This window comes from Fundidesulfovibrio soli (assembly GCF_022808695.1).
GTDB classification, from domain to species: Bacteria; Desulfobacterota; Desulfovibrionia; order Desulfovibrionales; family Desulfovibrionaceae; genus Fundidesulfovibrio; species Fundidesulfovibrio soli.
The window spans coordinates 1-24,689 of record NZ_JAKZKW010000021.1 but is presented as its reverse complement, the minus strand read 5'-3'; the positions used below and the strand labels follow the sequence as shown (position 1 = coordinate 24,689).

16 protein-coding genes are annotated in these 24,689 nt (G+C 64.5%); 5 read left to right on the top strand and 11 right to left on the bottom strand.

Annotation, left to right across the window (positions count from 1 at the left end; translation table 11 throughout):
- Window positions 1–132: 132 nt before the first annotated feature.
- Complete coding sequence (locus MLE18_RS14955) at window positions 133–3,249, bottom strand: efflux RND transporter permease subunit (RefSeq protein ID WP_243439607.1); 3,117 nt, start codon at window positions 3,247–3,249, stop codon at window positions 133–135.
- A complete protein-coding gene (locus MLE18_RS14950; RefSeq protein ID WP_243439606.1) occupies window positions 3,246–4,451 on the bottom strand; it encodes an efflux RND transporter periplasmic adaptor subunit in 1,206 nt (401 codons plus the stop codon). The genes MLE18_RS14955 and MLE18_RS14950 overlap by 4 nt, the downstream gene beginning before the upstream one ends.
- A 119-nt stretch (window positions 4,452–4,570) precedes the next feature.
- Between MLE18_RS14950 and MLE18_RS14945 the strand changes: the two genes are divergently transcribed.
- Window positions 4,571–5,995, top strand: a complete 1,425-nt coding sequence (locus tag MLE18_RS14945; protein ID WP_243439605.1) for a DHA2 family efflux MFS transporter permease subunit — start codon at window positions 4,571–4,573, stop codon at window positions 5,993–5,995.
- 64 nt (window positions 5,996–6,059) lie between these two features.
- Window positions 6,060–7,601 (top strand): hypothetical protein, encoded by a 1,542-nt coding sequence (locus MLE18_RS14940; protein ID WP_243439604.1) that lies wholly within the window; start codon window positions 6,060–6,062, stop codon window positions 7,599–7,601.
- Between the two features lie 326 nt (window positions 7,602–7,927).
- On the opposite strand, the gene MLE18_RS14935 is transcribed toward MLE18_RS14940, so the two are convergent.
- Window positions 7,928–8,563: a hypothetical protein gene (locus MLE18_RS14935; RefSeq protein ID WP_243439603.1), complete on the bottom strand. Its 636-nt coding sequence runs from the start codon at window positions 8,561–8,563 to the stop codon at window positions 7,928–7,930.
- A gap of 101 nt (window positions 8,564–8,664) precedes the next feature.
- Complete coding sequence (locus MLE18_RS14930) at window positions 8,665–9,930, bottom strand: VgrG-related protein (RefSeq protein ID WP_243439602.1); 1,266 nt, start codon at window positions 9,928–9,930, stop codon at window positions 8,665–8,667.
- 31 nt (window positions 9,931–9,961) lie between these two features.
- On the opposite strand from MLE18_RS14930, the gene MLE18_RS14925 reads away from it, so the two are divergent.
- Window positions 9,962–10,255: a cysteine-rich small domain-containing protein gene (locus MLE18_RS14925; RefSeq protein WP_243439601.1), complete on the top strand. Its 294-nt coding sequence runs from the start codon at window positions 9,962–9,964 to the stop codon at window positions 10,253–10,255.
- Here MLE18_RS14925 and MLE18_RS14920 read toward each other — a convergent pair.
- Window positions 10,252–11,730 carry a dihydrolipoyl dehydrogenase family protein gene (locus MLE18_RS14920; protein ID WP_243439600.1) on the bottom strand — a complete coding sequence of 493 codons (1,479 nt, stop codon included), beginning with the start codon at window positions 11,728–11,730 and terminating at the stop codon, window positions 10,252–10,254. The two genes, MLE18_RS14925 and MLE18_RS14920, sit on opposite strands and share 4 nt — an antisense overlap.
- A 239-nt stretch (window positions 11,731–11,969) precedes the next feature.
- Here MLE18_RS14920 and MLE18_RS14915 point away from each other — a divergent pair, with 239 nt between their 5' ends.
- Window positions 11,970–12,596: a hypothetical protein gene (locus MLE18_RS14915; protein WP_243439599.1), complete on the top strand. Its 627-nt coding sequence runs from the start codon at window positions 11,970–11,972 to the stop codon at window positions 12,594–12,596.
- A gap of 1,491 nt (window positions 12,597–14,087) precedes the next feature.
- Here the strand turns inward: MLE18_RS14915 and MLE18_RS14910 are convergent.
- From MLE18_RS14910 to aprB, 6 genes are all read right to left on the bottom strand, one after another.
- Entirely contained in the window at window positions 14,088–14,750 is a 663-nt protein-coding gene (locus tag MLE18_RS14910; RefSeq protein ID WP_243439598.1) for a hypothetical protein, read from the bottom strand.
- Between the two features lie 14 nt (window positions 14,751–14,764).
- Complete coding sequence (qmoC, locus tag MLE18_RS14905) at window positions 14,765–15,967, bottom strand: quinone-interacting membrane-bound oxidoreductase complex subunit QmoC (RefSeq protein ID WP_243439597.1); 1,203 nt, start codon at window positions 15,965–15,967, stop codon at window positions 14,765–14,767.
- A 12-nt stretch (window positions 15,968–15,979) separates the two neighbouring features.
- Window positions 15,980–18,274 carry a hydrogenase iron-sulfur subunit gene (locus MLE18_RS14900; protein ID WP_243439596.1) on the bottom strand — a complete coding sequence of 765 codons (2,295 nt, stop codon included), beginning with the start codon at window positions 18,272–18,274 and terminating at the stop codon, window positions 15,980–15,982.
- Between the two features lie 6 nt (window positions 18,275–18,280).
- Complete coding sequence (locus MLE18_RS14895; RefSeq protein ID WP_243439595.1) at window positions 18,281–19,528, bottom strand: CoB--CoM heterodisulfide reductase iron-sulfur subunit A family protein; 1,248 nt, start codon at window positions 19,526–19,528, stop codon at window positions 18,281–18,283.
- Between the two features lie 159 nt (window positions 19,529–19,687).
- Window positions 19,688–21,685 carry an adenylyl-sulfate reductase subunit alpha gene (gene aprA, locus MLE18_RS14890; RefSeq protein WP_243439594.1) on the bottom strand — a complete coding sequence of 666 codons (1,998 nt, stop codon included), beginning with the start codon at window positions 21,683–21,685 and terminating at the stop codon, window positions 19,688–19,690.
- 44 nt (window positions 21,686–21,729) lie between these two features.
- Entirely contained in the window at window positions 21,730–22,224 is a 495-nt protein-coding gene (gene aprB / locus MLE18_RS14885; RefSeq protein ID WP_243439593.1) for an adenylyl-sulfate reductase subunit beta, read from the bottom strand.
- 498 nt (window positions 22,225–22,722) lie between these two features.
- Between aprB and MLE18_RS14880 the strand changes: the two genes are divergently transcribed.
- A complete protein-coding gene (locus MLE18_RS14880) occupies window positions 22,723–24,246 on the top strand; it encodes a PAS domain-containing sensor histidine kinase (RefSeq protein ID WP_243439592.1) in 1,524 nt (507 codons plus the stop codon).
- Window positions 24,247–24,689 lie beyond the last annotated feature (443 nt).

The following is a 24,689-nucleotide window of genomic DNA, read 5'->3' as shown; positions in this document are numbered from 1 at the left end:
AAACGGGATGACCCGCGTAGGCTCCGGCGCAGGCCTTCACCGCACCGGGCCGGCGGATGTTCTTCAAATACAGCGGACAGCCCGGTGCGGTGAAGGCCTGCGCCGGAGCCCGGACGAACGCTCTCCCCCCGCTTAGTGCTGCTCCGCGGCCTGACCCGCCGCGCCGCTTTCCTTGCGCCCGCCCCTGGACAGCCAGGCCTGGAAGCGGTCCAGGTAGATGTAATAGACCGGCGTGAAATAGAGCGTGAGCAGCTGCGAAACCATGAGCCCGCCCACCACGGCCAGGCCCAACGGCCTGCGCGCCTCCGCGCCCGCGCCGAAGCCCAGGGCGATGGGCAGCGTGCCCATGAGCGCTGCCATGGTGGTCATCATGATGGGCCTGAAGCGCACCAGGCAGCCCTGGTAGATGGCCTGGGCCGGGTTCAGGTTCTGCTCGCGCTGGGCCTCCAGGGCGAAGTCGATCATCATGATGGCGTTCTTCTTCACGATGCCTATGAGCATGATGATGCCCACGAATCCGTAGATGTCCAGGTTCATGCCGAAGGCCATCAGCGTGGCCAGCGCGCCCACGCCCGCCGAGGGCAGGCCCGAGAGGATGGTCAGCGGGTGGATGAAGGACTCGTAGAGGATGCCCAGCACGATGTAGATGACCACGATGGAGAGGATCACCAGCACCGAAAGCCCGGTCATGGAGGACTGGAAGGCCTGGGCCGTGCCCTCGAACTTGGTGGTGAAGGACGCGGGCAGCACCCGGCGCGAGACCTTGCCCACCTCCTCCACCGCCTGCGAGAGCGAAACGCCCGGGGCCAGGTTGAAGGAGATGGTCACCGAGGGCAGCTGGCCGGAGTGGTTCACCGAGAGCGGGCCCACGCCCAGTTTGCGCTTCACCAGCACGTCCAGGGGCACGAGCTTCATGTTCACCGGGGAGCGCACATACAGCCGGGACATGAGCGAGGGGTCGCTCTGGAACCCGGGCAGAACCTCCATGATGACCTGGTAGGAGCTGTTGGGCGCGTAGATGGTGGAGATCTGCCGCGTGCCGTAGGACGTGTAGAGCGCGTCCTCGATCTGCTGCACGCTTATGCCCAGGGCCGAGGTCTTGTCGCGGTCGATCTCCAGGAGGATCTGGGGGTTCTTGAGCTGCAGGTCGGAGTTGACGTCCTGGAGCATGCCGACTTCCTTGAGCTTCTCCTCCAGTTCTGCGGCGTACTTGAACAGGTCCTGCGTGTCGGGGTTCTGCAGGGTGTACTGGTAGAGGCCCTTGGTGAAGTTTCCGCCCAGGCGGATGGAGGGCGGGTTCTGCAAGAAGGCCATGATCCCGGGCACCTTGGACAGCTGGGGCCTGAGCTTCTGGATGATCTGGTCGGCTGAGAGCGGGCGCTCGTGGCGGGGTTTGAGCTTGATGAACATGCGCCCGGAGTTGAGCGTGGCCACCGGGCCGCCCGCGCCCACCACGGACATGAATCCCTCGATGTTCTCGTCGCGCCCCACGATGTCCATGATCCGTTTCTGCTTCTCCAGCATGGCCGTGAAGCTGATGCCCTGCTCGGCCTCGGTCATCATCATGATCTGGCCGATGTCCTCGCTGGGCAGGAAGCCCTTGGGGATGGCCGAGAACAGCCAGCCCGTGACCACCAGCAGGGAGAGCGAGAATGCCATGGTCAGCCTGCGGTGCGCGATGACCCAGGTCAGGGTGCGGTCGTAGAGGCGCAGCAGGCCCTCGAACGCGGCCTCGATGGCGGCGGAAATCCGCCCGGGCTTCCTTTCGTGGTGGGGCTTGAGCCACTTGGAGCAGAGCATGGGCGTCAGCGACAGGGAGACAAAGCCCGAGAACAGGATGGCCACGCAGATGGTGACCGCGAACTCTTTGAAGAGCCTGCCCACCACGCCGCCCATGAAGAGCACGGGGATGAACACCGCCGTGAGCGAGATGGTCATGGAGAGGATGGTGAAGCTCACCTCCTTGGCGCCGTCGTAGGCGGCCTGGAGCGGCGGCTTGCCCATCTCCATGTGGCGCACCACGTTCTCCAGCATGACGATGGCGTCGTCCACCACGAAGCCCACCGAGAGCGTGAGCGCCATGAGCGAGATGTTGTTCAGGCTGAACCCGAACTGGTACATGAGCGCGAAGGTGCCCATGAGCGAGAGCGGCAGGGCCAGCGAGGGGATCAGCGTGGCCGAGACGTTGCGCAGGAACAGGAAGATCACCGCCACAACCAGGCCCACGGTGAGCAGCAGGGTGAATTTGACGTCCTCCACCGAGTCCTTGATGGAGACGGAGCGGTCGATCATGATCTCCATGTTCACGGCTTCGGGCAGCTGCACCTTGAAGCCGGGCAGCAGCTTCTTCACGGCGTCCACCACGGCCACGGTGTTGGTGCCGGGCTGGCGCATGACGGCCAGCACGAAGCCGGGCTCGCCGTTGTAGAAGTTGCGGCGGCGGTCGTTCTCCACGGAGTCCATGGCGCGCCCGATCTCGTTCAAGCGCACGGGGGAGCCGTTGCGGTAGGCCACGATGATGGGCCCGTAGAACTCCGCGCGCAGGAGCTGCCCCGAGGCCTGCACGGTGAACTCCCTGCTGGGGCCTGAAATGGTGCCCGTGGGCAGGTTGGCGTTGGCCTTGCGCACGGCCTCGGCCACCTCGTCCACGCCGATCTCGCGGCTGGCCAGGGCGTCGGGGTCCAGCTGGATGCGCACCGCGTACTTCTGGGAGCCGTAGACCACAACCTGGGAGACGCCCGACACCATGGAGATGCGCTGGGCCAGGAGCGTCTCGGCGTATTCGTTGAGGTCCGAGAGGCGCATGGTGGGCGAGGTGATGGCCAGGTAGAGCACGGGCTGGTCCGCCGGGTTCACCTTGCGGTAGGTGGGCGGCGTGGTCATCTCCGACGGGGTGTCCTTGACGGCCAGGGCGATGGCGGAGTTGACGTCCTGCGCGGCGGCGTCGATGTTGCGGTTCAGGTCGAACTGCAGGGTTATCTTGGTGATGCCCAGGGTTGAGCTGGAGCTCATGGAGTCGAGCCCCGCGATGGTGGAGAACTGCTTCTCCAACGGGGTGGCCACCGATGCGGCCATGGTTTCGGGGGAGGCCCCGGGGAAGCTGGCCGTGACCTGGATGGTGGGGAAGTCCACGTTGGGCAGGTCGGAGACGGGCAGGTTCAGGTAGCCCATGACGCCGAAGATGAGCATGGCGGCCATGACCAGCGTGGTCATGACCGGGCGGCGGATGAAACCGGAGGAGAGGCTCATTGGGCCTTTCCTTCTGCACCCAGGGCCCCGCCCTGGGCGCCGCCCTTGGCCTTGGCGTCCGGAGCCTTTCCGTCCGGAGCCTTTCCGTCCGGCGACGGATTCTTGACCTCCACCGTGGAGCCCGGGGCCAGGCGCACATGCCCGTCCGTTACCACGGTCTCCCCGCCGGAGAGGCCCTTGCTGACGATGGTGCGGCCCTCGATGCTCCCGCCGGTCTCCACCAGGCGGAACTCGGCCTTGTTCTGCGGCGTCACCACGTAGACGAAGCTGCCCTGCAGGCCCTGCTGCACCGCGGGCGACGGCACGCTGACCACACCCTCGCGGTTGGACAGGTTGAGCGCCACCTTGGCGAACTGGCCGGGCCAGAGCCGCTTGGATTCGTTCTGGAACAGGCCCTTGAGCCTGATGGTGCCCGTGGTGCGGTCCACGGCGTTGTCCACCGAGGCCAGCACGCCGCGCTCCGGGTTGGCGTCGTCGCCGGCCAGGGTCGCGGTCACTTCGAGCGGGGTCTTGCCCATGCGGGTGGCCACCTCGGAGAGATACTGCTCGGGAACGGAGAAGCTGACGTAGATGGGCTGAATCTGCACCAGGGTGAGCAGGCTGCGGTCGTCGTTGGCCTTGATGACGTTGCCCATGTTGACCTGCACCGTGCCCACGCGACCGGCGAACGGGGCCTTGATGACCGAATACTCCAGTTGGAGCTTGGCCTGCTCGATTTCGGCCTCGGAGAGCTTGATGGAACCGCGCAGGCTCTTGGCGTCGGACTGGGCCTGGTCGAACTGCTGCTGGCTGACCACGTCCTTCTGCTTGAGGCCGGTGTAGCGGGCCAGGTCGTCCTCGGCGCGCTTGAGCAGGGCCTGGTCGCGCTCCAGCTTGCCCTGGGCCTGGAGCAGCGCGGCCTTGAAGGGCCTGCCGTCCAGCACGAAGAGCACCTCGCCCGCCGCGACCTCCTGGCCGTCGCGCACGCGCTGCTCCAAGATCTGGCCGCCCACCTGGGTGCGCACGGCCACGCTGCGCACCGGCTCCACGTTGCCCACGGCGGTGATGCGCACCGGCACCGTGCCCGACTCGGCCACCGCCACGGAGACGGGCGCCGGAGGCCGGGCTTGGCTGCGCTTCTTCTCGTCTTCGGAGCAGCCCGCAAGCACCAGGGAGCACAGGACCACCAGCCACAAGGCCCGCAGGCCGGAACGACTCTTCATGATATCCTTTCCCGCGGGCGGGGAATACCGCGGATTCTTAGCGTGATAACCACAATTTTTAACGCCATTGCAAGGGGCTGTCAAAAGGAGTAGTGCTCCCGGGTCCAAACGGTTACGCCATGTCCCACATTCCCGAAGAAAAAAACATATTCGCCGCCCGCCCCTGGGCCTGTCTCGCGGTCTCGGCCACGGGCACCTTCATGGCCACCCTGGACGGCGGCATCGTCAACGTGGGCCTGCCCACCATCGCGCACGGCTTCGGGGCGGAGCTGCCCTTCGCCCAGTGGGTCATCACCGTGTACCTGCTGGTCATCGCCTGCCTGCTGCCCGCGTTCGGCCGCCTGGGGGACATGCGCGGCAGGCGTTCGCTCTACGGCGCCGGTTTCTTCCTGTTCACCCTGGCCTCCGCGGTGTGCGGCCTGGCCCCGGGCATCTGGTGGCTCATCGGCGGCCGGGCGCTGCAGGGCGTGGGCGCGGCCATGCTCATGGCCAACGGCCCGGCCATCGTGGTGCAGAGCTTCCCCGGCCCGGAGCGCGGGCGCGCCCTGGGCATGATCGGCATGGTGGTCTCCCTGGGCTCGCTGGCGGGGCCGTCCCTGGGCGGGCTCCTCGTGGGCGCGTTCGGCTGGCCCTCCATCTTCTACGTCACCGTGCCCGTGGGCATCCTGGGCATGGTCCTCTCCTCCCGGGTGCTGCCCGACGACAGGCGCCCGGCGGCCCAGAGCTTCGATTACCTGGGGGCCGTCTTCTACGCAGTGGGCGTGGTCTTCCTGCTGGTGGCCATCACCCACGGCGGACGCTGGGGCTGGGCCTCGCCCGGCACGTTGGCCTGCGCCGGGACCGCCGCGCTGGGGATCTGGCTGTTCCTGCGCCGCCAGGCCCGCGTGGAGCACCCCCTGGTGGACCTCGCGCTCTTCCGCATCCGGGCGCTGCTGGTGGGCAACATCGCCTCCCTGTTGGCTTTCATGGCCATGCTGACCAACGCCGTGATGCTGCCCTTCTTCCTGGTGCGCGTGTGCGGCTTCAGCTCCCAGAAGGCGGGGCTGATCATGGCCGCCATGCCCCTGGCCATGACCTTCGTGGCCCCGGTGAGCGGGCTGCTCTCCGAGAAGACGAGCCACGCCCTGCTCACGGGCCTGGGCATGGCCCTCACGGCGGCCGGGCTCTATTCCCACACCCTGCTGGAGCCGGACTCCGGCCTGCTGCGCTGCGTGGCGGGCCAGGCCGTCCTGGGCGTGGGCATGGGGCTGTTCCTCTCGCCCAACAACAACGCCGTGCTGGGCAGCGCCCCCCGGGAGAAGAGCGGCGTGGCCGGGTCCGTCATGGCCCTGGTGCGCAACCTGGGCATGGTCAGCGGCATAGCGCTGGCCACGGCCGTGTACGAGGCCTTCCACACCCGGGCGCTGGCTGCCGGGCAGTCTGAGACAGCCGCCTTCGTCGCCGGATTCGACGCCTCCCTGGCCTGCGCGGCCGCCCTGGCCCTGGCCGCCGCCCTGCTCGGAGCCACGCGCCCGGCGAACCAGGCCCGCAAGCCTACAGGTTAGTCTTTTTTTTTCACACGATCTCCTGTAATATTCGCAGCGTCTTTGCCACCCGGGAGAGAACGCCATGAGCATCGCCGCACTCACTACCCGCCTGGACAGCTGCCTGGCCACCCTGCGCCGCCTCAAGGAGATCTCCTCCAGGCGCGAGGCGGTGGAGCGCGAGGTGCTCCTGGCCGTACTCCTGGCCAACCGCGAGCGGCTCAGCGAATTCCCCTCTCTGGAGGGCGACCAGAACAATCTGGTGAGCGCCATCACCACCCGTTGCGAGCTGTTGCCCGCCCATGCCGTCTACCGCGAGTGGATGGGCCAGTTCCTGACCACGCTCAACCAGTACGAGGTTGCCTCCCGCGTCAACGCCAAGGATCAGGTCGACGGCCTGCTGCACCAGCTGGCCAACCTGGAGACCCTGCTGCTCAAGTGCATGCAGGGCTACATCCTGCTCTCTGGCGCGGTCCGCGACGATTTCAACGACGTCATCCTGGAGCGTTTCGGGGAGTCGGCCCTGGCCGACATCGAGGAGCTGACCCACGCGGGCTTCTCCGACGACCGCTACTGGAAGGCCCTGCTGGAGCGCTTCGTCACCGGGTTCGTCAGGAAGACCTACGAGGTCCTGCTGGAGAAGGACGCCTTCCGCATCGCCAGGGAGGGCGGCTTCATAGCGGTGCGCTACCCGCTGGACGCTTTCCTGGACGAGATGCCCGGCACCGACAAGCAGATCGACAAGACGCGCCTGCAGCAGGCCTTCGAGTCGGCCCGCGAAGACGCCGAGGCCCAGCGCGCTGCCCAGGCCCTGGCCGCGTTCTTCGCCGGTTCCGCCACGCCGCTGCTCCCCGGCAAGCCCCCCAGGCAGGATTTCGAACTCCTGGCCCTGGTGGCCTCCGTGGACCCCGTGGCCCAGCGCTACCTGGACGTTCTCGTGGACAACAAGCCCTACGAGGCTGCAGAGGACGAGGAGCCCGAACCGCAGGACGACGAACCGGAGACCCCCACGCGCAAGGCCCAGAAGCTGGCCGCGCGCAAGGCCTTCCTGCGCGACCAGGCCACGGCCCTGGCCGTGGGCGCGGCCTTCTCCCTGGGCATCGCCCGGGAGGACCTGCACAAAGCCCTCGGCGAATTCACCCCCCGGGAGCGCGAGTCCATCCTGCACGTGGCCGGGACATTCGCCCCCGCCTCCCTGGCTGCGGCCTTCTCCCTGATGATCGAGCACTCGCTGTGCGCCCTCTTGAGCGCCAGAGTCGCCGAGGACGCTGGCAAGGTCCAGGTCCGGTGCCTGCGCCAGCGCCGCGCCCCGCGCCAGGGCGTGGAGGCCCTGGCCGCCCAGGGCTTCAACCGCATCCGCCAGAAGCTTTTTTTTGAGGACGACCCCGCCAGCCAGAAGTGGCTGCTGTTCAAGGCTAAGACCGGGCAGGAGCTTGCCGAGGCCATCCGGCTCTCCAACGTGGAGCCGGAGCTGGCCCAGGCCCTGACCGCGCTCTGGACGGCCATGCACTTCAAGGCCGAGGCCGTGGTCCTGGTGAACTTGGCGCTGGTGGCCAAAGCCACCCAGAACGTGCAGGGCAAGGTGGGCGAGATTCTGGGCAGGCTCGGGGTGGTCAAGTCGGCCTGAGCCCGCCTGCCCCGATTGGACGAGTTGTGAGGGCTCCGGGACGAAAGTCACGGAGCTTTTTATGGACCGGCTGGAATGATGGCGCCGGTCATCGCGGGACTCCGCCCCGCACCCCGCCAGGGGGATGATCCCCCTGGACCCCGCAATAAAAATCCGGGAAGGCGGAGCCTTCCCGGATTTTATAATTTCCCAAGGTTCACAACAATCACGCCCAGGGACGCGAAGCTATCGGGGGTGCAGGGGCATCATGCCCTGCCGGTGGGGTTTGGGGAGGCAGCGCCTCCCCAAGAAAACGCCGAATACTCGCCCGCCCCCAGGCCAAGCCGCTAATTAGTCTTGACCTTGAGCAGCTTGCGGCCCTGGCGCAGGTAGGGCAGCAGGTCGATGCCCGTGTCGTCGGGCTGCTTGATGGGCGCGCCCAGGTTCGGTCCCTTGATGGGCAGGTAGTCCTCGGGCAGCAGCTTGGCCAGTTCGTCCCCGGAGGGCTCGGCCTCGCGCTGGGCGGCGGTGATGCTGGCGGCGGTGGGGTTGTAGAAGGAGAGCTTCATGGTGCCCCCCTGGTCCGGGGAGAGCTTCACCCGCACGGGCCCGACCCTCCAGCGCACCGATTTGCCCGACACCTTGCCCTTGCCGTAGATGTCCTCCAGCTCGAGCCGCAGGGCGTCGAACCCGGAGCCGTCGGTGAGGCGCAGATGCACAGCGTAGAGCCTGCCGCCGGATTGCCCATAGAACACCGTGGGGCGGCCGAATCCCGAGGCTTTGGTCTGCTCGCGCAGGAAAATGTAGTAGTCCACGCCCTCGTCGGTGCGCAGCTTCATGAACCCCTGCTTCTTGGAGATGTCCTCCCCCCAGTTCACGGAGCCGAAGCCTTTGCTCAACGGCTTCTGCGGGTTGGCAGCCAGGCAGGGCATCGCCACCAGCAGGGCCAGGGCCGCGACCATCACACGAATCATTGAAACCACGCAGTCCTCCCAATCGACCTGTATGGCTCCAGATAGCCACAGCCGGCCGCTTCTGGCAAGCGCGCCCTTGAGTTGAGTGGAGGGAGGCGGACCAGGGCCGTTCAGCCCAGCTTGGCCCCGCCGAGCATGGAGAGGGCCGACTCTTTTTCGTCGGCCAGGCGCGTGGAAACGGCCACCCGCAGCTTGCCCCGCCCGGCGAACTGGACCATGCGCTGGGCGTAGACCTCCTCGATGAGGGCCTTGTCGCTGGCCAGTTGCTTGTTCGCCTCCAGCTTGTCCAGCGCCTGGGAGAAGATTTCGGACGCCCCGTTGGGCCCGTGCTGCACGGCGGTGCTCCAGAGCACTTCGCGCACGGCCTGGGAGCGGGTGGACATATCCTGCCCGGTGGACATGGTGATGGACTTGAGCGCGGGCACGTAGTGCGTGTCGCGGATGAATTCGTGCTGCAGGGTCTCGAAGCGTTTGGGCTGCTCGGAGGCGATGCGCTTCCACTCGCCGGTCATGCCGCCCTGCCTGCCGCCGGTGTTGGCCGGGCCGGAGGTGTCCAGGCGCGAGGCCAGATCCGGGGCCTTGTTCTCCAGGTAGTTGAGGAAGCGGTCCATGGTGCCCACGCCCGAGGCGATCTGGTACTTGCCGTAGGATGTGCCGCCCCGGCCGTCGTACCCGATGGCGTCGATGGCCCCGCGCGACTCGTACATGGCCGAGAGGATGCCCATCTTGTCCGCCTTGCCCTGGCCGTCGTCGGCCTTGGCGCTCGAGGCCCGGCGCTTGGCCGCCAGAAATTTGGACTCCGCGGCGGCGGCGGCCTGGAGCAGGTCCTCCTCCTCCCGGGTGAAGCCCTTAGGCAGCGGCCCCTTGCCGCCAGCTCCGGGCAGGTGCCCCACGTCGTCGGGGTGGCGCGCGTTGGGGTTGATGGGGGTGCGGACCTCCTGGCGCTCGATGGCCACCTTGACCTCTCTGGGCTGCTGGGAGGGGGCCGCCTGGGCCGGAGCCTGGGCAGGGGCTTTGCCGGAGGCCTGGGCTGGAGCCGGGGCCGGAGCCTGGGGCGCCTGCTTGACGCCTTGCCCGATTGCTGTTCTGTGCATGGACGGAGCGGCCGGGGCCGCCAGAGGGGGCGAACCGGCCGCCTTGGGTCCGGCGGCGGCCACCTGGTTGGAGAGCATGTTGGCGAAGTTGTTCCTGTCGTCCGCCAGAGGGCTCATGGGGTCCTTGAGCTTGTCGCCCAGGATGGACTTGCTGGCCCCGAACTGGCTGGTGAGCATGGTCTTGAAGGCCCCCTTGCCGTCGGTGAGCCGGGACGAAGGCCCGCGAAGGTTCTCCGGGCGGGCCGCCACCGCGGCGGCAATGTTCTGCGGCGTCAAGGCCATGACGTTAACCCCTTGAATGAGAGTCTGCGCCATGAGCAAGCAACCGGCGTGCCAAGCCTCCCACGCGTTCTTCAGCAACACGGAGTGCGCCTACTTCCCCTGCCACAAGGGCGCGGACCCGGCGTGCTTCAACTGCCTGTTCTGCTTCTGCCCACTCTACTTCCTGGAGGACTGCGGCGGGGACTGGCGCATGGCCAAGGGCGTCAAGGACTGCAGCGGCTGCACGAAGCCGCACGAGCTGGGAGGCTACGAGCGCACCATCGCCCGCCTCAAGGATGAGTTCGCCCGGCGCAGGGCCCAGGCTCAGGAGGAAGGGGAAAGCTAGCTTTTGGCGGCTTCCTGGCTCCCGGGGAGTTCGCAGGCCCTGCCCTTGAGCCCGAAGATGACCTTGAGCAGCTTGGGGGCCACGCCCTCGAACACCTTGGGGGCGAGATACTCCCCTGCTGCGCGCCTGTTGATCTCCCCCAGGGTGGGATAGGGATGCACGGACTGAGCCAGCTTGGAGAGGCGCACCCCGCCCGAGAGCACCGTGACCCACTCGCCGATCAGGTCCCCCGCGCGCGGCCCCAGGATGCGCACGCCGAGCACCTGCCCCTGTGAATCCACCACCATCTTGATCATGCCGTCCGGGGTGTTCTCGGCCAGGGCGCGGTCGTTCTCGGCGAAGGGCTGCACGTGGGTGGTCACGTCAAGGTCGGCGGCGCGGGCCTGGCGGTAGGTCATGCCCACGCCCGCCAACTCCGGGTCGCAGTAGGTGGCGACGGGCATGAACTGGTAGTTGGCCTTGCGCGGCAGGCGCGCGACAGCGTTTGTCAGGGCCACGCCCGCTTCGTAGCCAGCGGCGTGGGTGAACTGCCATTTGCCCAGCACGTCGCCGGCGGCGTAGATGTCGGTGGAGCTGGTGCGCAGCCGTCTGTCCGTGGGCACGCCCTTCTCGGTGTAGGCCACCCCGGCGTTGTGCAGGCCCAGGCCAGTGACGTTTGGCGCGCGGCCCATGGCCACCAGCAGGGCCTTGGCGCGCACCAGGCGTTGCATGCCCGTGTCGTCCGCGAACCAGACCTCCTTCTGCCCGAAGGCCTCGCCCACCGTGGTCACATGGGCGTTCAGGCGCACGGAGACGCCCTCCTGGCGCAGCTTGGCCGCCACCATGCCCGCTATGTCGGTATCCTCGTTGGAGAGCAGCTGTCGGGAGCGCTGCAGGATGGTCACGCTGGAGCCCAGGCGCTGGAAGGCCTGAGCCATCTCCACGGCCACGGCCCCGCCCCCCAGGATGATCAGGGAATCTGGCAGTTCGTCCAGGGCCCACAGGTCGCGGTTGGTGAGGTAGGAGACGTCCTTGAGCCCCGGGATGTTGGGCACGGCTGGCGAGGAGCCTGTGGCCACCAGCCACTTCTCAGCCGAGAAGGTCTCGCCGTTCACGCGCAGGCTGTGCTCGTCGATGAACTCAGGCGCGCCGAACACCACCTTTGCCCCCAACTGGCAGAAGCGCTGCGGGGAGTCGTGACGCTGGATGCGCGCGATGACGCTGCGGATACGCTCGGCCACGCGGGTGAAGTCCACAGGGCCGGGGTCGCAGGCGGGCAGGCCCCACTGCTGGGCGTTGCGCATGGAATGGTAGACTTTGGCTGACGCAATGAGCGTCTTGGACGGCACGCAGCCGTAGTGCAGGCAATCCCCCCCAAGGTGCGGCTCGCGTTCGATGAGCAGGGTCTTTGCGCCCAGACGCGCCCCGCCCGCCGCGGCCGTCAGCCCAGCGGCCCCGCCCCCGATGATCCCCAGGTCGAAGTCGTAACCAGCCATCCCCCCTCCTTCGCCGGAAATTGTGTTTTCTTTAAGCACTGTTGCAAAGTGCTGTCCACACATGATTTGTTTTCCGTTTGCATCCAGTCCGTGGAGGTAGGCTTTGCCGATGTGATAATTTCAGGGACTCGAAACTTTCTTCCCATAGAGCCCTATGTGGGGAGACAGCGGCACATTCTTGAATATGATGTGTCTCCATTCCCGGCGTACCGGGAAACAACAAACAAGGACACATCATCATGAGAAATGAGAAGGAACTTCGCGACAACCTCGCCGCCTATTGGCGCAGGCTCAACGCCGCCTGCGGACTGCCCGACGGCACGCACCCCGACGACCCCAACCCCGCAGGCACAGCCTATCAGCGGCAGCCCCAGTACAGCCATGCCGCAACAGCGAGCGCCCATGGCCCCATGCCCAGCTTCAGGCAGATCCACAACGCCTTGCTTGGCGACCCAGAGGCCATGGCCATTTTCCAGGACCACTGGAATGACACCTTTGTCCCCAACGACCGCGGCCTCGCCCCGGCCAACCCTGAGGCCCAGTTGCGCTGGTACGTTCTCCGCGACCTGAACGATCACCACCATAAACGCCACAAGGCCGACTTTGAGGACGCGAGGAAGTTTCGGACAAGGCAGCGCGTGGAACGGTTGTTCGAGCGGCTGGCGGTGATTGATCCGTTGTATGCTCTCACTCGCGAGGTGATGGAGTTCTACGCCGGGAGACTGGCGCCCTTCGCCAAGCATGCCATGCAGCAAGTCCCAGAGCGTAGCCCGCATGACGCCATAAAATTGTACTACGAAATGCGCCGCTTATCTGAACAGGTTGTTGCTAAACAACAAAACAGGCTGATCCGCAGCTCCGATTGACACCTTATCATTCGTGCTCGGAATTGTGGGATGTGCCATGGCGAGGTGGTGTATCACAAACCGTGGAATTCGCCTTACCCCGTAACAGAATGAGTAGACAGTGCCATACGCAGAACGAGTTGCAGAAGCATTCATCGACGCCAAGGACTCTCCGAAGAGGCAGGATATTTTGGTTAGGGAAGGTCAATTCAATACAATCCCTGTAACCGGCGAATCCTACATGAACCCTAAATACAGGCTGCCAACTGAAGAGGAAGCAAAGCAGTCTGTCGCGAGTATAAAGGCCGCAGGGGTTGGAGTATCAGGCCTGTTTGCAGGGTCAATAAACCCGCTGGCAGGTCCACCCGTAGCGGCTGGGGCTGAGCAGCTTTGGAGTATGTTACTCCATCGCTGGAAAGATGGGTTGGCAGTCACGCGACAGTGCCTGTCGATGAGAATTGGAACGACAGCGACTATTGGAACGAATTCCACGGGAGGTAAAATAAAGTCGTGGTTGACATGTTCCGGCCACGACTTTAATTTAGAAGATTGCAAAGGAAAGTCATTAATTCACTGTTAAGCCAGGCGCACGCAACGACACCAAGTATTTATCATACATTTAATACGCTGCTGATGACGCTTATTAGCCAAACACAAGCCTAGCCTTCCCTGACAAAAGTAGCGTTAACATAGTAACAACAATAATAATATTTAATACAATGAAAATTGTTTTAACCATCGCGACCTCGTGCATACTGTACATATTAAAACTACAACTTGCACGTTTGCAATATTGCACTCCCAGCTCTTCAGGAACCCCCTCCGCATTTAAAGCGAAGTAATGCTACGACGAGATAATAAACCAAAAAGAATACTGCGTAAAACACCCATTCAAATCGATCAATTTTCTTCATATTATTACCAGTTCATTCCAAATAGCCTCGAAAAACGGAGACAGGGGCGAATATACCCTAAATACACCATAAGGTGCAAGCCAACCAAGAAGAGAACTCGCATCATATCTTTTGTTCGCCAATCCACAATCACCTCCTTCGGATCTTCCTGCAGTATACCATGCGTGGTTCATTAACTTCTTTGATTTGTCGCCACCATAAAAGCAACTATCATGCCTGCAACAATCAACGATATGAACACGAGCCCCATTTCGTATACGAACCGAACAGAAAGCGGCATCGTTTCTTTCTGAAACTCATCCGGGGGTATGCGTTTCACCTCCGTCAGATCCCTGTTCTCTTCAACCATCTTCCCTCCCGAAGTTCCAGCAAGTTGAAAGATACAGACGGGGAGGAGGCCATCTCCGTTAGCCCCGTTAGACAGGCCTGATTCAGCTGCCCGTGTCGGAACTGCTCCCCCCTCAAAAGGTCCAATGCCTGACCTTGCGCACAAGCATTGTGCGTACTTTTTGCTTATTATTGCATAGCACTATGCGTCAAACAAAAAGGCCGCCCGTTGCCGGGCGGCCTTTGCGGTCACAGGCTCGCGCCTGATATTCTACCAGTCGGACTTGGTGAAGCTGTCTTCCACGCCGAAGTCCACGACCGGCTCGGGCTCGGCAGCGGCACCGCCGCCAGCGGCGGGAGCGCCGCCACCGGACACGGTCACAACGCCGTGCTTCTTCACGTCTTCGATCATCTTCAGCAGCTCGTCCACCTTGCCGATGTACTCGTTGACCTTGGCCAGGGGGGCCACGATCAGCTTCTCGCTCTCCTGCTTGGAGGACTCCTCGAAGCGCTTCACGGAGGCCTCGGCCACCTTCAGCTTGGCTTCGACATCGGCGAGCATGGCGGTCTTGGCGGCCAGGTCGGCCTTCACGGCGGCCAGTTCCTCGGCCTTGGTGGCCGCGGTGGTCTTGTACTCGGCGAGCTTGGCGAAGAGATCGTTGATCTCGTTCATGGTCTCGGCGGGCAGCTTGGGCACGGAGACGTTCTTGCCGGAGGAGGCCAGCTGGTTGGCGCTCATGGAGATCACTTCGGGGTGCTGCTCATAGATCCAGGCCTTGGCGATAGCCTTGGCGAAAGGAGCCAACTCCTCGTCGATGACGGTGTCGGCCATGTAGCCCACCATCTCCACAACGCTCTTCTTCTGGCCTTCCTTGTCCATGCCCTTCAGGTAAGAAATGAAGGTGTTCATCGGGAAAACTTTCGTCTCAGCCATGGGAGTTCCTCCTCTTAGATCTCGAAAATTTTGTCTTCAACGCGGGTGAGGGGCTTGCGGCCGCTCATGCGGGCATACACCAGAGCCGTCGTGCGATACACCAGGTGCCCCAGCTTGGACCAGGGCAGGTACGCGATCATCATGAAGACCGCGACCAGGTGCAGGTAGTACATGGGGTAGGCCAAGCCGGCCACGCCCGCCAGACGCAGAACCATGGAACCAAGGCCGGTGACGAACACCGCCCAGATGACGCCGAGCAGATACCAGTCGTAGAACGAGGAGCCCTGCTTCTGGGCGTCCAGGTTCAGGCGGCGGCGGGTGAGCATGGTCAACCCGTAGAAGCCGAGCACGGTGCCCACGATGGCCAGCAGCTTCACCGGGCTGTAGAGCGCCATGGGCGTGTCGCCCAGGACGTGCAGCCAGCCGAAGCCGGGGACCTTGGAGCCCCAGTGTGAAACCGCCACGATGGAGGTGACGATGCCCAGGGCCACGAAGGCGGCCAGCAGGGCCCAGTGGCCCTTGGAGCGCTCGGTGTTGTCCGCGCCGCACTCGTTGAACTGGCGGTGGGTGTAGAGGTCGTCGCGCAGGACATCGATGATGGCCTGCACCAGGGTGGGCTTCTCGCAGTGCGCGCCCACCTCGAAGGTGGTCGGCAGCGACGCGAAGCTCTTCCACATGTTGGTCACGCCCTTGTAGAAGCTCCAGGCCACGAACACCGCCACCGCGCCGAAGAGCGGGTCGATGGTGAAGTCGCCGGGGAACACCTTGGCGAACTTGATCTCACCGGCGGGGATGGACAGGCCGGTGGTCAAGAGCCAGATGAACAGCCAGAGCACCGCCGGAATGCCGGCCAGGTAGGGCAGCCCCTTGGAGGAGCTCATCCACTCGCCGATCTTCGCGGGGCCCACCAGCTTGCGGTAGGTCATGTTGCGGATGGCCGCCAGGGTGTCGGCGGGTTTGGCGCCACGCGGGCACAAGTCGGAGCAGGTGCCGCAGTTGTGGCACAGCCACACGTCGATGTCGTTCATGAGCTTGTCTTTGAGGCCCCACTGAGCCCAGACCATCTCCTTGCGGGGATAGGGGTTCTCAGCCGGGGACAGCGGACAGGCCACGGAGCAGGTGGCGCACTGGTAGCACTTCTTGACGTTCTCGCCACCAGCTGCCTGAAGCTCCCTGACGAAGCTCGGGTCGGGTTGGATCCGGACCGGAGAAGACATAAGCAGGGCCTCCTAATAGCCTTTGAACGGGTTGGGACCCATTTTGACGATCATGTCCATGAACTTGTCGATCATGGAGGGCACGACGTCGTACTCGTCGATGGCCACCTGGAACTGGTCGACGCGCTCGGGCTCAACGCCGAGGCGCTTGAGCGACTCGGAGATGTTTTCCTTGCGGCGGTTGCACAGCTCGGAGCCCTTGACGAAGTGGCACTGGTAGTCGTCGCCGTACTTGCAGCCCAGCAGCAGCACGCCGTCGATGCCCTTGGACATGGCGTCGGCCACCCAGATGGCGTTGACCGAGCCGAGGCAGCGCACCGGAATGACGCGCACGTAGGGGCTCCAGGGCTTGCCGCGCATGGCCGCCATGTCGAGCGCCGGGTAGGCGTCGTTCTCGCAGGCCAGGATCAGCACGCGGGGGCCGCCCTGATCCATCTTGGCCGGCACCTGCATCTCACGGATCATGGTGCCGATCATGTCGATGTTGTAGTTGTCGAAGCTGATGACGCGCTCGGGGCAGGCGCCCATGCAGGTGCCGCAGCGGCGGCAGCGCGACGGGTTGGGCATCGGGGTGCCCTTCGGGTCGTCATCGAGGGCGCCGAAGGGGCATTCCTCGGTGCAGCGCTTGCACTGGGTGCAGCGCACGAAGTTGAACACCGGGAAGCTGCGGTCGCCCGAGCGGGGATGCACGGCCACGCCGCGGTTGGCGCTGGACACGCACTGGATGGCCTTGAGCGCGGCGCCCATGGCGTCCTCGGAGGCCAAAGCCAGGCCCATGGGCTGGCGCACCGCGCCGGCGGCGTAGATGCCGGTGCGGCGTGTCTCGTAGGGGAAGCAGATGTAGTTGGAGTCCGCGTAGCCCTCGAAGAGGCCCAGGTCCGGGAAGGCCAGGCCCTGGCGGTATTCCAGGTTGATGACCGGGCTGTGCGCGGTGGTGGGCACCAGGGAGGTGGGCAGCACCGCCATGTCGGCCTCGATCTCGATGGCCTCGCCCAGCAGGGTGTCGGTCATGGAGATGATCACGGACCCGTTGGCGCCGGCCTTGATGGACTTGATCTGCGCCTTGGAGAGCATGATGCCCGGGATGTCCTGGGCGGCCTTGTAGTAGCGCTCGTTGATGCCGGGAACCATCATGTGGTCGTAGAAGATGTAGGCCGCGGCCTCGGGATCCTTCTCGACGACGTAGTTGGCCTGCTTGAGCGCCACCAGCGAGGACAGCTCGGAGGACAGGGCCAGGTGCCTCTGCGACTCCAGGTCGCAGAAGGGAGCCTCGGCCGGAGCCTCTTCGCCTTCGGCGGGCGGGTTCACGGGGGCCTGCTCTTCCTTCTCGCACTCCAGGGCCACGTCGGCCGGGCAGGAGTCGACGCTGCACAGCGCCGTGTTCAGCAGGAAGGCCACGCTCTTGGGAGCCTTGCCGTCGGACGGGCGCACGATGGGGCCGTCCTTGGCCATCTTCTCGAGCTCGGCGGTGGTGATCACGTTCTTGATCTCGCCGTAACCCATGGGAGCCAGGTACTTGGTGTCGCCGGGCACCCAGCCGGTGGCCAGGACGACGGCGCCGATGTCCAGGTTCTGCCCGCCGGACAGCTCGGCCTTGTACAGGCCGGGCGCGCCGGAGAGCTTCTCCAGCGTGGTTCCGGTGAGGACCGAGACCTTCTGGTTGGTGGTGACCTGCGTGATGAGCTTGTCCAGGCCGGTTTCATGGGCCTCGGTGTAGGGGTAGCTCAGGGGGAAGGTCTTGTAGAAGTTGGCGACCTTGCCGCCCAGAGCCGAGGCCTGCTCCACCAGCACCACGTCATAGCCCAGGGAGGCCGCGGCGTTGGCGGCGTTGAGGCCGGTCCAGCCGCCGCCCAGGACCATGATGGTCTTGCAGGTCTCGGGCACTTCCGGGTTGGGGATGTTGGATTTGATCAGCTTGACCACGCCCATCATCGAGTATTCGTTGCAGATGATCTGCAGGTCGTCGAAGCCCTTGGCCTTCTCCAGCGCGCCGATCTCCTTGTTGAAGCACCAGACGCCCTGCTCGCGCAGATTGACGCGTTCGACCTGGATCTTGTCGCCGAAGGTGAACACGTCCCACTTGGCGCGGGGGGAACACGCACACAGGCACACGGCGTCCAGCCCGGCCTCGGCGATGTCCGCGTCGATGGCGGCCTTACTCTCGGAGGAGCACAGCACGGGGACGGCTTTGATGACCGGACACTGCGGCTGGTACTTGTTCTTCACCGCAGTGCACACTGCGTCCAGATCGACGGCTTCGCCCAGGCCGCAGCCGCCGCAGACGTAAACGCCTATTTTCTCGGCCATGAATCGTTACCTCCCCGCAACCGTTTGAATGGCCTTGAGCGCCGCGCCGGTGGCAGACTGGGCCGAGCGCATGACGTCCAAGGGCACCTTGGCGCAACCCGTGGCGATGACGCCGGAGTCGGGCGAGCCGATAAAGAACCCTTCCTCGTCCCGGGGGGCGTTGACGGCCACGGCCTCACCCGCGACGGAAGGCTGCATGCCGGTGGCAAGAACCACCAGGTCGAACTCTTCAACGTTCTTGATGCCGGTCTCCACGTTCTCGACCGTGGCCAGCACCTTGCCCGAAGCCTCCTGGGTCAGATCGGCGACCTTGCCCTTCACCAGGGAGAGCTTGGGATCGGCGGAGACCTTCTCGAGGAACTTCTGGTAGCGGCCGGGGGTGCGCAGGTCGATGTAGAAGACGGTCACTTCGGCGCCGGGCACGCGCTCGCGCACGTAGGTGACCTGCTTCAGGCTGGCCATGCAGCAGATGTAGGAGCAGAAGTTCAGGTGGTTCTCATCGCGGGAGCCAGCGCACTGGACAAAGGCCACGCGCTTGGGCGCGGTCTTGTCGGAGGGGCGAAGCAGCAGGCCGCCGGTGGGGCCGTTGGGCGCGCAGAGGCGCTCCATCTGCATGTTGGTGATGACGTTGGAGAGCTTGCCCGCGCCCAGATTCTCCAGCTTGGAGACGTCGTAGGGCTTCCAGCCCGTGGCCTGGACCACGGCGCCGACCTTGAAGGTCTGGGTGCGCTCCTGGTCTGCCAGGTCGATGGCTCCGTACTTGCAGCTGGCCTCGATCTTCTTGGCCTCGGCCTCTGAGCACTTGGCCTTGTCGAAGGCGTAGCGCTGGGGGAAGGCGAAGATGTTGGGCCGGTAGGCCACCTTGCGCATGCCCATGCCGAAATCGAATTCGCAGGGGACCTGGGTTTCAGCGGCTTCGGTGCAGGCGTTGCAGCACGTGCACTTCTCGTTGACGTAACGGGGCTTGATGGACACGGTCACGTCGAAGTTGCCGGCCTGGCCGGAAACCTTGGTGACGGTGGCCATGGTCAGCACCTTCACGTTGGGGTTGTTGCGGATGCGCTGGAACTGGATTTCCAGCCCGCAGGACGGGGGGCAAAGCTTGGGGAAATATTGGTTGAGCTGCGCCACCCGGCCCCCAAGATAGGGATTTTTCTCGACGAGGATGACCTCGTAACCCATTTCGGCGGCCTCCAGGGCAGCGGTGATGCCGCTGAATCCCCCGCCGACCACCAGAATCGCGTTGCCAGACATTGACACCTCCCTGCTCGGATTTGACCTTTGACGGTCAAACGGCCTGATCCGGGACGCCTCGCCCCGGCGCGCCCCGGATCAGACCGTTTGGAACAAACGGCCGGCTTCCGGCGTGAAAAACGGCCGCGGGCGTGAGCCCGCGGCCGCGTTTGATCCGACTTAGGCGTCGGGGATGATCTTGAAGTAAGGACGCTTGAAGACCTTGGTCTCCTTGGTGGCAGGGTCGTACTTCGAGTTGACGAAGCACTTCCACTTGCTGTCGTCCAGGCCGGGGAAGTCGCCGCGGTAGTAGAAGCCGGGGTAGCGGGACTCTTCACGGAAGGCGATGTGCTGCATGTGCATGCGAACGGTCCACAGGCGGTGGAACTGCTCCCAGCAGCGCATCAGTTCGTGCAGGTCGCGGGCGGCCAGCTTCTTGGAGTCTTCTTCCAGCATGGCCAGCAGCTTGAAGCCGGTGCCCAGCAGGGAAGCGGAGGTGGTGTACAGGGTGCCGACACCGCCGCCGTACTCGTCGGAGCACTTCACCAGACGCATCATGAAGTTCTTCGGGGAGATGAACTTGGGGTTCACGATGGGGTCGGTGGAGATGCCCTTGTTCTCTTCGAAGGTGTACCAGGGCTGGTAGATTTCCTGCTTCAGGTCAGCAGCTTTCTCAGCGATGGTGGGCTTGAAGTCCTTGTGGTCAACGCACCAACGGACCATCTGCTTGCCGACGATGCGGCCTTCAGCGTGGGAGCCGGAGGAGAACTTGTGACCGGAGGCGCCAACGCCGTCAGCGCAGGTCCAGAGGCCGTTCACGGTGGTCATACGGTTGTAGACCTTGCCGTTGTCGGCGCGGACCTTGTACTCCTCGGGAACCCAGGGCTCGTCGGGACCGGAGGCCCAGATGCCGCAGCAGCCGGAGTGGGAGCCGAGCAGGTAAGGCTCGGTGGGCATGATCTCGGAGCCGGACTTCTCAGGCTCGATGTTCATGGCGGCCCACAGGTTGGCCTGGCCGACGCACATGTCGAGGAAGTCTTCCCAGGCTTCGCTCTCGAGGTGCTTCTGCTGCTCGGGGGTCAGGGTGGCGAAGGTGGCCTGCAGGGCGCCAGCGGTGTCCATGTAGATGGGGCCGCGGCCGGCGCGCATTTCGGCCAGCATCATGTGGTTACGCAGGCAGGTCGGGATGATGTGACCCTTGGCGTAACCGCGATCCTCGTAGGGCTTCAGCATGCCACGGTTGGTGGCGCAGTAGTCTTCACCCTTGGAGTTGGTGGCTTTGGCCTTGAAGAGCAGGAACCAAGCGCCGACCGGTCCGTAACCGTCCTTGAAGCGGGCGGGGACGAAGCGGTTTTCCATCATGGTCATTTCGGCGCCGGCCTGAGCGCACATGGTGTAGGTGGAACCAGCGTTCCAAACCGGGTACCAGGCGCGGCCCATGCCCTCACCAGTGGAGCGGGGCTTGTACACGTTCACCGCGCCGCCGCAGGCGACGACCATGGCGTTGCAGGTGAAGATGTAGACCTTGTTCTCGCGGGTGGAGAAGCCAACGGCGCCGGCGATGCGGTTAGGCTCTTTGGCGTCGTTGAGCAGCTTCACGATGAAGATGCGCTCCATGTAGCGATCCTGGCCCAGGGCGTTCTTGGCAGCCTCGGCCACGATGCACTTGTAGGACTCACCGTTGATCATGATCTGCCAGCGGCCGGAGCGGACGGGGTCGGCGCCGGTGCGCAGGGACTTGCCGGCGGCCTTGGACTGGGCGCCGTCAAGGTTGTGGCCGTGCTCGTCCTTGGTCCAGCAGGGCAGGCCCCACTCTTCGAACAGGTGGACGGAGTCGTCGACGTGGCGGCCCAGGTCGAAGATCAGGTCTTCGCGGACGATGCCCATCAGGTCGGTGCGGACCATGCGGACGTAGTCGTCGGCGTTGTTCTTGCCCAGGTAGGTGTTGATGGCGGAAAGGCCCTGGGCCACGGCGCCGGAGCGCTCGAGGGAGGCCTTGTCCAGCAGCATCAGGGAGAGGCCGCCGCCAACCTTGTCAATCCAGCGGCAGGCCTCATAAGCGGTGCCGCAGGTGCCCATGCCGCCGCCGACCAGCAGCATGTCGACGTACTTTTCAATGATTTCCGGCTCGGCCAGAGCGACGCCTTTCGCGTCCTCTTTCATGGGAATACGGGGCATTGATGTGCTCCTTATATTCTTAGGGGTTGCGCGTCAGGTTCCGCTTATTTGCAGAAGCCGTCCAGCCAGCACTGGGACGAGTCGGCCTCGGTGATGGGGGCCTTCTCAGCCAAAGCCACCTGAGGCTTGGCGAGTTCCCAAGTCTCGGTGAACAGCAGCTCGTCTTCCAGGCTGCCGGGTTCGGGCTTGCCCTCGTAAGGCTTGATCGAACCTTCGGGGGTGGTGCGGATGGGGAACTTGAAGCGCTTGGCGTTGCCGTTGCGGAACTTCACGGTCCACATGATGGAGTCGGCCGAACGCATGGGGATGCAGACGCCGCCCATGGGGGCGAAGTCAGCGTAGGGCCTGGCCTCGATGGCGCCCTGGGGGCAGATCTTCACGCAGGAGTAGCACTCCCAGCAGGCTTCGGGCTCCTGGTTGTAAGCCTTCATTTCGGCCGGATCGAGGATCATCAGGTCGTTGGGGCAAATGTACATGCAGGCGGTCTTCTCGCCGCCCTTGCACCCGTCACATTTGCTCGGATCGACAAAGGTAGGCATACCACGTCCTCCACGCTGGTTGATGGTTAAATCTCTGTTCAGCCAATTCCAAAATACGCTTTACGCCTGCCCGGCTTTTACAGGTGTAAAAACCGCCCGGTAGCGGTGAAACCGCCTTGCGGGCGACGGTGCCGGACTCGACGGGGACGGCGGCCTTGGATCGCTTCGCGGCTGCCTTGCGCCCTCCCTGAGCAGGGGGAGGGAGCCTCCGCGAAGGCTTCTTCGATCCGCCGTAAACCTCCGATCTTTATCCGCCTGATTGGCGGCTTGTGAGGTTTGTAACGAGACGCCGCAGGCGCGTCAAGCCGAAAGTGAAATTTGTTACAAATGCTGTAACGTGATGAAATTATGATAAATCAGGTGAAGCGCATCGCCACTTCAATGGCCGGATGTATTGCCCTCTTGACCTACCACGACACCACCGCCAAATCAAGGGGGTTCTTGTTCCCGCACCCCTTGCTTCTTGCCATGCACCGTGTTTCTGGACATATTCACCTTGTGAACGCTTCCACCAACTGCACGCCAGGGGACGCATCCCGCTACCAGGCAATTCTCGACGCCGCCGTGGACGCCGTGATCATCATCGGGGCGGACCGGCTCATCAAGGCCTTCTCCCGCGCCGCGCAGCTGCTCTTCGGCTACGCTCCCGAGGAGGTCATCGGCCGCAACGTGAACATGCTCATGCCCGAACCCTATGCGGCCCGGCACGACGGCTATGTGGGCCGCTACATCGCCACCCGCGAGCCCCACATCATCGGCGTCGGCCGCGAGGTCCGGGCCCGCCGCAAGGACGGCAGCGTCTTCCCCGCCTATCTCTCCGTGGGCGAAGGGCTGGCCGAATCCGAGACATTCTTCGTCGGCATCCTGCACGACCTCACCCGCGAGAAGGAGACCTTCCGCCGCGTCCAGCAGTTGGCTTCCATTGTTGACTCCACCGGCGACGCCGTCACCGGCCACACCCTGGACGGCATCGTGACATATTGGAACAAGGGCGCCGAAGAGCTCTACGGATACACGGCCTCTGAAACCGTGGGCCGCAACCTTGCCGACCTCATCGTCCCCCCCGAGAAACAGGGCGAGTTGCGCGAAAACACCGAGCGCATCAGCCACGGGGTGAGCTTCACGCGCATAGAGAGTCTGCGCCAGAACAAGGCCGGGCAACGGCTCATCGTCTCCCTGAGCATCTCGCCCATCCGCGACGCCGACGGCAACGTCATCGGCGCGGCCTCCATCGCCCGCGACATCACCGCCCGGCGCATGGCGGAGAAGGCCCAGGCCGAGGCCCGCCAGGCCGCCGAGGAAGCAAACCGCATCAAGAGCGACTTCCTGAACATCGTCTCGCACGAACTGCGCACGCCCCTGACCATCATCCTCGGCAACATCTCCCTGCTTACCGACCACCAGAACATGCCCGAGCCCGCCGAGGCCGCGCTCATCGCTCAGGACATCGAGGACAGCGCCAACCGCCTCCAGCACATGATCAACGACCTCCTGGACATCTCCGACATGGAGGCCGGGCAGGCCCACCTACGGCTCACGCCCGTGCAGGCCGCCGACCTCATCGACGAGGTGGCCGACGCGGCACGGCCCCGCGTGATCGAGAAGGGTTTGCGGCTGGAGACCTACACTGAAGAGGTGGAGGTTTTGGCCGATCCCCTGCGCCTGAAACAGGCGCTGCTCAACGTGGTGGACAACGCCGTGAAGTTCTCCAGCGCCGGCGTCATCACGCTCGGCGTGAGCCGCACGGAGAACAAGGTGCTCTTCGAGGTATCGGACACGGGCTCCGGCATGACCGAACAGGAACTCCCCCGCGTGTTCGACGCCTTCCATCAGGGCGACACCTCCAGCACCCGCGCCGCGCAAGGCACCGGCCTGGGGCTGACCATCGTCAAGCGCATCGTGCTGCTCCACCAGGGCACCATCAGCGTGGAGAGCGAACCCGGAGTCGGCACGACATTCTACATCGCCCTGCCCCTGCTCTCCGGCGAAGCCTCGCAGGACGACGCACCCGGCGACGACTGAGCCCCCTCCCCTGCCCTCTTTGTTCCAGGGCCGCCGCGTCCAGTCGCGCGGCCGAACGCTCTGGGCACTGGTACTTTACAACCTTAGCGGCTCCGCCCGGACGAGCGACAGAAATAGCGGGAGGGAAGAACAGGGGCTCCGCCCCTGACCCCGCCGGGGGGAGAGCCTCCCCCCGGACCCCGGCAATAGCTTCGCGGCTTTGTGCGGCGACGAGGTTCGCTGACTGTAAGACACGTGGAAAGAACTCGATTGGAGCGGCTTGAGCCGCTCCAATCGAGTTCTTTCCTTTTAGGCTCCCGAAACGCCGCCTCACACGACCGTCTGCGTGAAACTGTTGGGGGTGCAGGGGGATCATCCCCCTGCCGGAGGGGTCCGGGGAGGCAGCGCCTCCCCGGTCTCCAGTTCTCTGCGCGCAAAAAAAGGGAGCGGCCGAAGCCGCTCCC

What these genes read in the sequence shown, in the direction of transcription:
- MLE18_RS14895 (WP_243439595.1), bottom strand. Translation starts at nt 19,528, where the DNA reads ATGTCTGGCAACGCGATTCTGGTGGTCGGCGGGGGATTCAGCGGCATC.
- MLE18_RS14910 (WP_243439598.1), bottom strand. Translation starts at nt 14,750, where the DNA reads ATGGCTGAGACGAAAGTTTTCCCGATGAACACCTTCATTTCTTACCTG.
- MLE18_RS14945 (WP_243439605.1), top strand. Translation starts at nt 4,571, where the DNA reads ATGTCCCACATTCCCGAAGAAAAAAACATATTCGCCGCCCGCCCCTGG.
- MLE18_RS14925 (WP_243439601.1), top strand. Translation starts at nt 9,962, where the DNA reads ATGAGCAAGCAACCGGCGTGCCAAGCCTCCCACGCGTTCTTCAGCAAC.
- MLE18_RS14940 (WP_243439604.1), top strand. Translation starts at nt 6,060, where the DNA reads ATGAGCATCGCCGCACTCACTACCCGCCTGGACAGCTGCCTGGCCACC.
- MLE18_RS14915 (WP_243439599.1), top strand. Translation starts at nt 11,970, where the DNA reads ATGAGAAATGAGAAGGAACTTCGCGACAACCTCGCCGCCTATTGGCGC.
- aprB (WP_243439593.1), bottom strand. Translation starts at nt 22,224, where the DNA reads ATGCCTACCTTTGTCGATCCGAGCAAATGTGACGGGTGCAAGGGCGGC.
- MLE18_RS14950 (WP_243439606.1), bottom strand. Translation starts at nt 4,451, where the DNA reads ATGAAGAGTCGTTCCGGCCTGCGGGCCTTGTGGCTGGTGGTCCTGTGC.
- qmoC (WP_243439597.1), bottom strand. Translation starts at nt 15,967, where the DNA reads ATGTCTTCTCCGGTCCGGATCCAACCCGACCCGAGCTTCGTCAGGGAG.
- MLE18_RS14920 (WP_243439600.1), bottom strand. Translation starts at nt 11,730, where the DNA reads ATGGCTGGTTACGACTTCGACCTGGGGATCATCGGGGGCGGGGCCGCT.
- MLE18_RS14900 (WP_243439596.1), bottom strand. Translation starts at nt 18,274, where the DNA reads ATGGCCGAGAAAATAGGCGTTTACGTCTGCGGCGGCTGCGGCCTGGGC.
- aprA (WP_243439594.1), bottom strand. Translation starts at nt 21,685, where the DNA reads ATGCCCCGTATTCCCATGAAAGAGGACGCGAAAGGCGTCGCTCTGGCC.
- MLE18_RS14930 (WP_243439602.1), bottom strand. Translation starts at nt 9,930, where the DNA reads ATGGCCTTGACGCCGCAGAACATTGCCGCCGCGGTGGCGGCCCGCCCG.
- MLE18_RS14955 (WP_243439607.1), bottom strand. Translation starts at nt 3,249, where the DNA reads ATGAGCCTCTCCTCCGGTTTCATCCGCCGCCCGGTCATGACCACGCTG.